The sequence below is a fragment of the Stenotrophomonas sp. SMYL11 genome (assembly GCF_036320005.1).
GTDB lineage: Bacteria > Pseudomonadota > Gammaproteobacteria > Xanthomonadales > Xanthomonadaceae > Stenotrophomonas > Stenotrophomonas maltophilia_A.
Genome location: NZ_JAWIRS010000003.1, coordinates 321,468 through 332,232, shown reverse-complemented (window position 1 = coordinate 332,232; position 10,765 = coordinate 321,468). Strand labels below are relative to the sequence as shown.

Genomic DNA, 10,765 nt, shown 5'->3' with positions numbered 1-10,765 from the left:
CCCGTGCGTCCGGCGCGGCGCCCCCCCCCCCCCCCCCCCCCCCCCCCCGGTGCCCCCCCCCCCCCCCCCCCCACTACCGGTTAATTGGGCGAGACCAGCTTCAGGCCGATCACACCGGCCACGATCAGGCCCACGCAGGCCAGGCGGGCCGGCGATGCGCTGTCGTTGAACAGATAGATGCCCAGCACTGCCACGCCCATGGCGCCGATACCGGTCCAGATCGCGTAGGCCGTGCCGACCGGGATGCTCTTCATCGCCTGGCTCATCAGGTACAGGCTGATCAGTGCGGACACGACCGTGGCAGCGGTGGTAAGGGGTTTGCTGAAGCCTTCGGAGTACTTCATTCCGAGGGCGAAACCGATCTCGAACAAGCCGGCCAGCAGCAGGTAGATCCAGGGCATGGGTGGGGGCTCCTTACCTTTTTTGAGAAAAACGAAACGGCCCGGTGTTTTCACACCGGGCCGTGGGTCGGTACATCACCGTGGAACTATAACCTGTGCGGGGCACTGGTTCCACGCGGCGGGTCGTCCCGCCTGGGTGGCGATGCCTGCGGGCATCGCACATGGGACTTACTCGGACAGGTTCCGGCCGTGGAACAGCTCTTCGATCTCGCGCTTGAGCAGCGCTTCGATCTTCATGCGTTCCTTGAACGACAGGTTCTTGGCCTTTTCTTCGAACAGGTACTGGTCCAGGTCGAAGTCCTTCAGGTGCATCTTCGTGTGGAAGATGTTTTCCTGGTAGACGTTGACGTCGAACATCTCGTAACGCGACTTGATGTTCTTGGCCAGGAAGTTCTGGATCGAGTTGATCTTGTGATCGATGTAGTGCTTCTTGCCCTTCACATCGCGGGTGAAGCCACGGACGCGGTAGTCCATGATCACGATGTCCGACTCGAGGCTTTCGATCAGGTAGTTCAGGGCCTTCAGCGGCGAAATGACGCCACAGGTGGCCACGTCGATGTCGGCGCGGAACGTCGCGATGCCTTCCTGCGGATGGGTCTCCGGGTAGGTGTGGACAGTGATGTGGCTCTTGTCCATGTGCGCGACCACGGCATCGGGAATCAGCTCCTTGCCGGCCTGCTTCTTGTCGATCACCGGCTCTTCGGAGATCAGGATGGTCACCGAGGCACCCTGCGGGTCGTAGTCCTGGCGGGCCACGTTCAGGATGTTGGCGCCGATGATCTCGGCGACATCGGTCAAGATTTGAGTCAGCCTGTCGGCGTTGTACTCTTCATCGATGTATTCAATGTAACGCTGACGCTCCTCTTCGGTGCGCGCGTAACACACGTCATAGATGTTGAAGCTCAGCGCCTTGGTGAGGTTGTTGAAACCCTGCAGCCTCAGGCGAGGCAACGGCTTGACCACGGCGGTCGATTCCTGTGTAAGAAGGGAAAGGGGGAATTATGGGGCAAACTGTCCCCGGGGGGAACGTGAAGACCGCTCACATCTGGCACACTGTTTGCCCTTAACAATTGCGCTGGTTAAGCTCCGCTATCGACCCCGTGAATCCGTTCATGCGCAGAGGGAGCGCTCCTATCGTGTCAACCGTGCGCCTAGCTAGCAGTCCACTGGCCCTGGATATCGCCACAATCGATCGTTTCCTGGCGCACAGCCACAGGCGGCGATACCCCACCCGTACCGACGTCTTCCGACCCGGTGACCCGGCGGGAACCCTGTATTACGTCATCAGCGGCTCGGTTTCGATCATGGCCGAGGAAGATGACGATCGCGAGCTGGTGCTGGGCTACTTCGGTGCCGGCGAGTTCGTCGGCGAGATGGGCCTGTTCGTCGAATCGGACCGCCGCGAGGTGATCCTGAGGACCCGCACCGCCTGCGAGCTGGCCGAAATCAGCTACGAGCGCCTGCACCAGCTGTTCCTCGGCCCGCTGTCGGCCGACGCCCCGCGCCTGCTGTACGCGCTGGGCCAGCAGATCTCCAAGCGCCTGCTCGACACCAGCCGCAAGGCCAGCCGACTGGCATTCCTGGACGTGACCGACCGGATCGTGCGCACCCTGCACGACCTGGCGCAGGAACCGGAGGCGATGAGCCACCCGCAGGGCAGCCAGCTGCGCGTCTCGCGCCAGGAGCTGGCACGCCTGGTCGGCTGCTCGCGCGAAATGGCCGGCCGCGTGCTGAAGAAGCTGCAGACCGACGGCCTGCTGCATGCCCGCGGCAAGACCGTGGTGCTGTACGGCACCCGTTGACCGTTGAGCACCCGGTGGGTGCGGACCTTGGTCCGCACTCCTTCGCGCGCTAGGCTCGGTGCATGGAACTGAGCAGCGAATTCTGGTGGTTCATCCTCATCGGCCTCGGCGCCCAGCTGGTGGACGGCGCGCTGGGCATGGCGTTCGGCCTGGTGTCGTCGTCGGTGATGCTGGCCATGGGCATTCCGCCCGCGCAGGCCAGTGCAGCCATCCACACCGCCGAGGTGTTCACTACTGGCGCCTCCGGCGTGTCGCATCTGGTCGCCGGCAATGTCGATAAGCGCCTGTTCCTGCGCCTGGCGCTGCCCGGTGCGGTGGGCGGCGCCGTGGGCGCCTACGTGCTCACGCAGATCCCCGGCGACATCATCCGCCCCCTCATCTACCTGTACCTGCTGGTGCTGGCGATCATCATCCTGGCCCGCGCCGCGGGGCGCTGGATGCCCAAGGGCGAGATCCGCCGGGTGCCGGTGCTGGGCTTCTTCGCCGGCCTGCTCGACGCCAGCGGCGGGGGCGGCTGGGGGCCGGTGGCCACCTCCACCCTGCTGGCCCGCGGCGGCCAGGCACGCACCACCATCGGCACGGTGAACGCGGCCGAGTTCGTGGTCACCCTGACGGTTTCAGCAACGTTCCTGCTGTCGATGGGGCTGCATCACCTGCAGATCGTGGCCGGCCTGCTGATCGGCGGCATGATGGCCGCGCCGGTGGCCGCACTGCTGGTGAAGCGCCTGAAGGAACGCTGGGTGCTGGTGGCCGTGGGCGTGCTGGTGCTGGGCATCAGCCTGTTCCAGATCGGGCATGCGCTGACCGGGTATCTGGCGCGCTGAGCGCTCGCCGGGCATGGCCCGGCGCTAGCTGCACGGGATTCGGTAGTGCCGGCCGCTGGCCGGCAACCCCGCAAGCCCTTCCGCAGTCATGAAGTTGCCGGCCACCGGCCGGCACTACCGGGTCGCAGCCCGGCACTCCGTCATCCCATCCCCGGCGGATTCCGCGCGTTACACCTTGTCGCCACCGCGGTCCACGCAGCCCCAGTTGAGGATGCGGGTACCGGCCGGCAGCACGCGGCGGAAGAAGTCCACGCGCCCCGGCTTCGGGTTCACCACCACCGGCGCCTTGGCGGCCAGCAGCAGCGGCAGGTCGGCGGTGCTGTCGGAGTAGGCGATATCGATATCGCCGTAGCCGCGCTCGCGCAGCATGCGCATCTTCTCTTCGTTGTGGCAGTGGCGGGTCGGGCCGACGCCACCCAGCCGTGGGCCGACCTCGGTGCCGATCACCGGTACGTCCTGGTGGGCCACGAAGGCCAGGATCGCGCGTGCCAGCTCTGGTGGCGCGCCCGTGGCAACCACCACGCGGTCACCCTTGGCGCGGTGCGCGGCGAACACCTCCAGCGCCTGTGGCAGCAGCTTGGCGCGCATCTGCGCCTCGTTGCGCAGCACATAGGTGTCGATCACCTTGTTGAAATCGCGCGCCCGGTGCAGGCCGAAACTGCCGATCCACACATAGACCGAAATACCGGCACGACGCGTCGGCAGCATCGCCACCATCGGCCCGGCGATCGGTGTGACCAGCAGCGCCGCCAGCATCCGCAACGGGTTGCGCTTGATCAGCGAGGCGAACAGGTGGGTGCCCGAATCGCCGTCGTAGAGGGTGTGGTCGAAGTCGAAGACCACCAGCGGTGCATCGTCGCGCGGCGTCGGATAGTGCGTTTTCATGCCGCGAAGAATAGCTGACGCAGGCCCTCGCCCGGCTCTTCCACGCGCATGAAGGCCTCGCCCACCAGGAACGAGTGGATGCCGGCATCGCGCATCAGCGCCACGTCCTGCGGACCGAGGATGCCGCTCTCGGTGACCAGCAGGCGATCGCGCGGCACCGCCTTCTGCATGTCCAGCGTGGTCTGCAGCGACACCTCGAAGGTGCGCAGGTTGCGGTTGTTGATGCCGATCATCGGTGCCGGTACCTGCAGCGCACGCTCCAGCTCGTCGATGTCGTGCACTTCCACCAGTACGTCCATACCCAGCGACATCGCCAGTTCGGACAGCGTGGCCAACTGCGTGTCGTCCAGCGCAGCGACGATCAGCAGAATGCAGTCGGCGCCCAGCACGCGCGCCTCGTACACCTGGTAGGCGTCGATCACGAAGTCCTTGCGCAGCACCGGCAGCGTGCAGGCCTCGCGGGCCTGCTGCAGGTAGGCGTCGGCCCCCTGGAAGAAGTCCACATCGGTCAGCACCGACAGGCAGCTGGCGCCGCCGAACTCGTAGCTGACGGCGATGTCGGCCGGGCGGAAATCCGCACGGATCACACCCTTGGAGGGGCTGGCCTTCTTCACCTCGGCAATCACCGCCGGGTCGCCGTTGGCCACCGCCGCCTGCAGCGCGCTCACGAAGCCACGGACCGGCGGGGCACTGGCCAGGGCGGCCTGCAGCGCCTCCAGCGGGCGCTGGGCGCGGCGCTGGGCCACTTCTTCGGCCTTGCGGGCCAGGATCGTCTGCAGGATGTCGCTCATCGTCGTCGGTTCAATGCGGGGGCGGTGAGGACGGCCATTATCGGCCATCAAGAGGGTCAGGCTGAACCGCGCGCTCAGGCAACCAGCGCGCGGGTGGTTTCTACATACTGCTGCAGGCGCTGGCGGGCGCTGCCGTTGGCGATGGCGGCACGCGCGCGGGCCAGGCCATCGCCGATGTCGCTGGCCACGCCGGCCACGTACAGCGCGGCGCCTGCGTTCAGGGCCACGATGTCCAGCGCCGGGCCGGGCTCGTTGTCCAGCACCGCGCGCAGCATCGCGATGGACTGCTCCGGGCCGTCCACGCGCAGGTTGCGGCTGGCCGACATGGCGATGCCGAAGTCTTCCGGGTGGATTTCGTACTCGCGCACCTTGCCGTCGCGCAGCTCGCCCACCAGGGTACCGGCACCCAGCGAGATCTCGTCCATGTTGTCGCGGCCCCAGACCACCATGGCGCGTTCGGTGCCCAGCTCGCGCAGCACGCGCGCCTGGATACCCACCAGATCGGGATGGAACACGCCCATCAGCACCGACGGCGCGCTGGCCGGGTTGGTCAGCGGGCCGAGGATGTTGAAGATGGTGCGCACGCCCATCTCACGGCGTACCGGCGCGACGACCTTCATCGACGGATGATGGATCGGCGCGAACATGAAGCCGATGCCGGTCCGGTCGATCGCAGCGGCCACCTGGGCCGGCTGCAGCTCGATGGCCGCGCCCAATGCTTCCACCGCATCGGCGCTGCCGGACTTGGACGACACGCTGCGGTTGCCATGCTTGGCCACGCGCGCACCGGCCGCGGCGGCGACGAACATCGCGCAGGTGGAGATGTTGAAGGTGTGCGAGCCATCGCCACCGGTGCCGACGATGTCGACCAGGTGGGTGGTATCGGCCACCGGCACCGCCAGCGCGAATTCGCGCATGACCGTGGCGGCCGCAGCGATCTCGTCGATGGTTTCCTTCTTCACCCGCAGTCCGGTGAGGATGGCGGCGGTCATCATCGGCGACACATCGCCGCGCATGATCTGCCGCATCAGGTCGACCATTTCGTCGAAGAAGATTTCGCGGTGCTCGATGGTGCGTTGCAGGGCTTCCTGGGGGGAGAAGCTCATGGGAATGCTCCTAGGATCAGGCCGCCGGACGCTGCAGGAAATTGCGCAGCAGGGCGTGGCCGTGTTCGGTGAGGATGGATTCGGGGTGGAACTGCACGCCTTCCACCGGGAACTGGCGGTGGCGCAGGCCCATGATCTCTTCGATCGAGCCATCCTCGTTCTCGGTCCACGCGGTCACTTCCAGCGCGTCGGGCAGGCTGTTCTTGTCCACCACCAGCGAGTGGTAGCGGGTGGCCTGGTAACCGTCCGGCAGGCCGGCGAACACGCCCTTGCCTTGATGGCGGATCGGCGAAGTCTTGCCATGCATGATGTTGCCGGCACGGATGACCGTGCCGCCGTAGACCTGGCCGATGCCCTGGTGGCCCAGGCACACGCCGAGGATCGGCGTGGTCGGGCCCAGGCGCTGGATCAGCTCCAGCGACACGCCCGCCTCGTTCGGCGTGCACGGGCCGGGCGAGATGACGATGCGCTCGGGCTTCTGCGCGGCGATCTCGTCCACGCTCATCGCATCGTTGCGCACCACCTTCACCTCGGCGCCCAGCGTCTGCAGGTACTGCACGAGGTTGTAGGTGAAGCTGTCGTAGTTGTCGATCATCCACAACATGGTCAGGTTCCGTCGCTTATCAGGAAAATGGCGTACACGTTTTCGGTGTAGGTGATGGGGCCGGCTTCAATGGATTCGCGTTCAGCGGGTGCCGGCGCCGAGGCCGGTGCGTAGCTGCCGGTCACCGAGATCCTGTCCAGATACTCACCATCCTCGCCCAGCTGCGGCCATTGCCCGGCCTGGATGCCATAGGCGAAGTTCGGCGCCACGTCGGAGATGCTGTACAGGCCGCGCACCTTTGTTCCATAGGCCTTGGCCAGCCCCTCCGCGGACTCCCGGGTCTTGGCCGCCGCCTCGCCCTTGAGTTCGCGTCGCAGCGCCACTTCACCGGAGTACGTCGGTGCCATGCTGCTGACCTGTACGTTCTCGTTGGCCTTCAGTGCACCCAGCACGTCCTGCATCTGCTTCACGCTGGCGAAGCTGGCGCGCAGCTGGCGCGCCACGCGGGTGCCGACGAAGACCTGCCGGTTCTGCTCATAGCGCGTGGCGGGGCCGATGCGCAGGTTGTCCGCGCGCACGCTGCCGTCCACCGCCTTGTGCTGCCTGAACAGCGCCAGCGCGCGCGCCACGTTGTCCTGCACGCGGCGGCGCGCCGCATCGGCATCCATGTCGGTCTCTTCGATGTTCAACTGCAGGCCGAAGCGGTCGGGCATCACCGTGCGGGTACCCTGCCCTTTCACCAGCAGATGCGGCTGCGAGGGAATGGTATTGGCCTGCGCCCACGCAGACGGAGCCATCGTGGCCAGCAGCGACGACCACAGCAATGCGCTCAACAGCTTCATGCGGTACTCCTTGTCTTCAGTGGGAACAGCGGAAGGTGCCGCGGCGCGGGCCACGGCACGGGAAGGCTTACAGGCCCTTGGCAGCCTGGGCGACGGCACGGAACAACGCGCGGCCCTTGTTCATCGTCTCGTCCCATTCCTTGTCCGGGTCCGAGTCGTAGACGATGCCAGCGCCAGCCTGCACGTACAGGCGGCCATCCTTGATGACCGCAGTGCGGATCGCGATCGCGGTATCGGCATCACCATGCCAGCCGATGTAACCGATGCTGCCGGCGTAGACGTTGCGCTTGATCGGTTCCAGTTCGCGGATCACTTCCAGCGCGCGGATCTTCGGCGCGCCGCTGACCGTACCGGCCGGGAAGGTGGCGCGCAGCACGTCGGCATAGCTCAGGCCCGGCTGCAGCTGGCCGGTCACTTCGCTGACGATGTGCATGACGTGGCTGTAGCGCTCGATCACGAACTGCTCGCCCACTTCCACGGTGCCGGCCTTGGACACGCGGCCGGCATCGTTGCGGCCCAGGTCGATCAGCATCAGGTGCTCGGCGCGCTCTTTCGGATCGGCCAGCAGTTCGGCTTCCAGTGCCTGGTCCAGCTCGGGCGTGGCGCCGCGTGGGCGGGTGCCGGCGATCGGGCGCACGGTCACTTCTCCATCCTGCAGGCGCACCAGGATTTCCGGCGACGAACCGACCACCTGCAGGTCGCCGACATCCAGGAAATACATGTACGGCGAGGGATTCAGAGCGCGCAGCGCGCGGTACACATCCACCGGGCGCGCCTTGAACGGCACGCTCAGGCGCTGGCTGAGCACCACCTGGAAGATGTCGCCGGCACGGATGTACTCCTTGCTGCGCTGCACCGCATCGACGAAGCCTTCGCGGGTGAAACCGGAAACAAAATCGGACTCGTCCAGCACGTCGCTGTTGAGCGGTGCGGGATAACCAGCGCCCGGCGCGCGCAGCTTGGCGGTCAGTGCATCCAGGCGCGCCTGCGCCTGCTCGAAGGCGCCCTCGGCCCGCGGGTCGGCGTGCACGATCAGGTACAGGCGGCCCTTGAGATTGTCGAACACCGCCAGCTCGTTGGAATCCAGCAGCAGGATGTCCGGCGTACCCAGCTCATCGCGGCCGGCCGGCGGCGCCAGGCGCGGCTCGATGTAGCCGATGCACTCGAAACCGAACCAGCCGACCAGGCCACCGGTGAAGCCCGGCAGGCCTTCCAGCTTCGGCACCGAGTGGGCGCTGCGCAGCGCCTCGACCTCGGCGAACGGGTCGGCCACCTCGCGGGTTTCCACCACCTGGCCGTCTTCGCGCACGGTCAGCGTATGGCCGTGGAAGGCGTACACCCGGCGCGCCGGCAGGCCGATGATCGAGTAACGACCAAAGCGCTCGCCGCCTTCGACGGATTCAAACAGGTAGGTATTGGGGCCGTCGGCGAGCTTCAGATAGACCGAAAGCGGCGTGTCCAGGTCGGACAGCACTTCACGGACGACGGGAATATGGGTGTGGCCTTCAGCGGCCTGCAGCTGAAACTGAGCGTGCGAGTTCAAGACGACTTTCCTTCCGGGACACAGCGTTATGGGGGCGGACGACGGCAACGGGCCACCATCGCCACCAACGGCGTGCGGAAGAAAGGGTATGCGGGGTCGTCAGGCTGGACACCCCTTGACTGTATCGCAGGATTGGCGGGAGGGAAACCCTGTGAACCTGAACCACGGCAAGCACGGGGCCAGCGGCGGGACCAGTGATGGGGACCGCGGCGGCGATCGGCACGGGAACCGGTAGAGTCGACTGTTAGTCGACTGCTCTTCGTCCCGACGGCGTAAAAACCCCGCGCTTCGCGCGCAAGTCGACTAACAGTCGACTCTACCCAACGGCGCTAGCCCTGCCCGCCCAGCAACGGGCAGCCGGCCGGCAGGTGCATCCGCACCCTGCCCGGTACGCACGCGATGCGGAACTGGCGCGCCTGTACCGGTTCGCCGTCCAGGTTGAGCGTCAGCGGGCGCTCGGATTCCACCTGCAGCCATGGCAGCCGCGCGCGCGTGGCCAGCTGTTCGAGTGCAGCCTGGGTGCCGGACTTCAGCATCTGGCCAAGCGTGGCGGTGACTTCACCTTCCAGCTCCGGAAGTACGGTTACATCCAGCAGCCCATCGTCGATCAGTGCCTGCGGGCACAATTGCTGGCCACCACCGGCCTGGCGGCCATTGCCGATGCCGAGCGCGATGAAGTCGCCTTCCCACGCGAAATCCGGGCCCGACAGGCGCGCATGGATCGGCTCGATCCGCCCCAGCTTGGCGATGCCGGTAATCACGTAGGCCAGCCCGCCCAGCATCTTCTTCAAGCCGGCATCGGTCTCCACCGTCACCTGCGTGCCGAAACCACCGCTGGCAAGGTTGGCGCACCACCATTGGGTGCCATCGGCGTCCACGCGCAGCAGATCGATGGCATGCGGCGTGGCCTGCCCGATCAAGGCGAAGGCCGCCTTCGGCTCGGTCGGGATGCCGGCCGCAGTCGCGAAGTCGTTGGCGGTCCCCATCGGGATCAGCGCCAGCGAGGGCAACGCATCTGCCGGCTCCTCACGATGCGCCAGTGTCTCGGCCACCGCGCTGAGCGTGCCGTCGCCACCGGCGGCCACGATCACGTCCACGCCATGATCGATCGCCTCGGCCACGTAGCGTTCGGCGTCACCGTCTTCCCAGGTCACCCGCACTTCCAGCTGCACGCCCTGCCCGCGCCAGTGGCCGACGGCGTCGCGCAACTCATCGTTGCCAGCGGATTTGCCATTGAGGATCAGGCGCCAGCGCGGTGCGGCCATTTGGTGCTTCCAGGACGGGGGCGCACAGGCTAGCAATGCGCTGTTTGTCCGCGGTGAATGTCACGCAGATGTCATTCAGCAACCGGAGAATGGAAGGCCATAGCAGGGACGACGGATGGAGGCAGGATCAGCCTCCCACGCATGCAGCGAGGCCACGCCAGTGATTGGCGTGGCTTTTTTTTTTGCCGGCAGTAGATCCACGCCATGCGTGGATGCACTTCGCCTCAACCGTTGGCGAAATCGTGCAATGCCTGGCCCTGCAGCCGGTACACGGTCCACTCGTCCTGCGGCGTGGCGCCAGCGGCGGTGTAGAACTCGATGGCCGGGGTATTCCAGTCCAGCACCGACCATTCGAAACGGCCGCAGCCTTCGGCCACGGCCTGGCGTGCGATGTACTTCAGCAGCGCCTTGCCGGCGCCGACGCCACGCTTTTCCTGGCTGACGTACAGGTCTTCCAGGTAGATGCCCTTGCGGCCCAGCCAGGTGGAGTAGTTGTAGAAGTACACCGCATAGCCGATGGCCTCGCCGTCGGCTTCGCAGATCAGCGCACGCGCCGTAGCGTCGGCGCCGAACAGGCTTTCGGCAATGCCGATCTCATCGGTCTGCACCGAATGCTCGGCCTTCTCGTAGATGGCCAGTTCGCGGATGAACTGCAGGATCAGGCCGGCATCGGCCACAGTGGCCGGACGGATGTTCAACAGAGCCATGGGCGGAAAAGGGGGACGGAGGGAATCAGGCGAGCTTAATCCCCTCTGCCCCTTT

At 66.3% G+C, this 10,765-nt stretch carries 12 protein-coding genes; 2 read left to right on the top strand and 10 right to left on the bottom strand.

Features of this window, described 5'->3' with window-relative positions:
• Positions 1–80: 80 nt before the first annotated feature.
• Positions 81–401, bottom strand: a complete 321-nt coding sequence (locus V3B46_RS08370; protein WP_329891657.1) for a DMT family transporter — start codon at positions 399–401, stop codon at positions 81–83.
• 168 nt (positions 402–569) lie between these two features.
• Positions 570–1,364: an adenosylmethionine decarboxylase gene (gene speD, locus V3B46_RS08365; protein ID WP_014648662.1), complete on the bottom strand. Its 795-nt coding sequence runs from the start codon at positions 1,362–1,364 to the stop codon at positions 570–572.
• A gap of 149 nt (positions 1,365–1,513) precedes the next feature.
• Here speD and crp point away from each other — a divergent pair, with 149 nt between their 5' ends.
• Positions 1,514–2,203 carry a cAMP-activated global transcriptional regulator CRP gene (crp, locus tag V3B46_RS08360; protein WP_010482649.1) on the top strand — a complete coding sequence of 230 codons (690 nt, stop codon included), beginning with the start codon at positions 1,514–1,516 and terminating at the stop codon, positions 2,201–2,203.
• A gap of 62 nt (positions 2,204–2,265) precedes the next feature.
• Positions 2,266–3,027 (top strand): sulfite exporter TauE/SafE family protein, encoded by a 762-nt coding sequence (locus V3B46_RS08355; RefSeq protein WP_329891656.1) that lies wholly within the window; start codon positions 2,266–2,268, stop codon positions 3,025–3,027.
• Positions 3,028–3,195: 168 nt separating this feature from the next.
• On the opposite strand, the gene V3B46_RS08350 is transcribed toward V3B46_RS08355, so the two are convergent.
• The 8 genes from V3B46_RS08350 to V3B46_RS08315 all read right to left on the bottom strand — a co-directional run bounded on the left by V3B46_RS08350 (position 3,196) and on the right by V3B46_RS08315 (position 10,710).
• On the bottom strand, positions 3,196–3,912 hold the full coding sequence (locus tag V3B46_RS08350; protein WP_329891655.1) for a haloacid dehalogenase-like hydrolase: 717 nt from the start codon (positions 3,910–3,912) through the stop codon (positions 3,196–3,198).
• The gene (gene trpC / locus V3B46_RS08345) at positions 3,909–4,703 is read right to left on the bottom strand and encodes an indole-3-glycerol phosphate synthase TrpC (RefSeq protein ID WP_329891654.1); all 795 of its coding nucleotides are present in this window, start codon (positions 4,701–4,703) and stop codon (positions 3,909–3,911) included. Before trpC ends, V3B46_RS08350 begins: the two co-directional genes overlap by 4 nt.
• A gap of 74 nt (positions 4,704–4,777) precedes the next feature.
• Positions 4,778–5,809, bottom strand: a complete 1,032-nt coding sequence (gene trpD, locus V3B46_RS08340) for an anthranilate phosphoribosyltransferase (RefSeq protein ID WP_329891653.1) — start codon at positions 5,807–5,809, stop codon at positions 4,778–4,780.
• A gap of 16 nt (positions 5,810–5,825) precedes the next feature.
• A complete protein-coding gene (locus tag V3B46_RS08335) occupies positions 5,826–6,413 on the bottom strand; it encodes an anthranilate synthase component II (RefSeq protein WP_089237370.1) in 588 nt (195 codons plus the stop codon).
• Between the two features lie 2 nt (positions 6,414–6,415).
• Positions 6,416–7,195 (bottom strand): SIMPL domain-containing protein, encoded by a 780-nt coding sequence (locus V3B46_RS08330; protein ID WP_329891652.1) that lies wholly within the window; start codon positions 7,193–7,195, stop codon positions 6,416–6,418.
• Positions 7,196–7,262: 67 nt separating this feature from the next.
• Positions 7,263–8,738: an anthranilate synthase component I gene (trpE, locus tag V3B46_RS08325; protein ID WP_329891651.1), complete on the bottom strand. Its 1,476-nt coding sequence runs from the start codon at positions 8,736–8,738 to the stop codon at positions 7,263–7,265.
• A 329-nt stretch (positions 8,739–9,067) separates the two neighbouring features.
• Positions 9,068–10,003: a lipid kinase YegS gene (gene yegS / locus V3B46_RS08320; RefSeq protein ID WP_329891650.1), complete on the bottom strand. Its 936-nt coding sequence runs from the start codon at positions 10,001–10,003 to the stop codon at positions 9,068–9,070.
• 224 nt (positions 10,004–10,227) lie between these two features.
• Entirely contained in the window at positions 10,228–10,710 is a 483-nt protein-coding gene (locus tag V3B46_RS08315) for a GNAT family N-acetyltransferase (protein ID WP_154264649.1), read from the bottom strand.
• Positions 10,711–10,765: the final 55 nt, after the last annotated feature.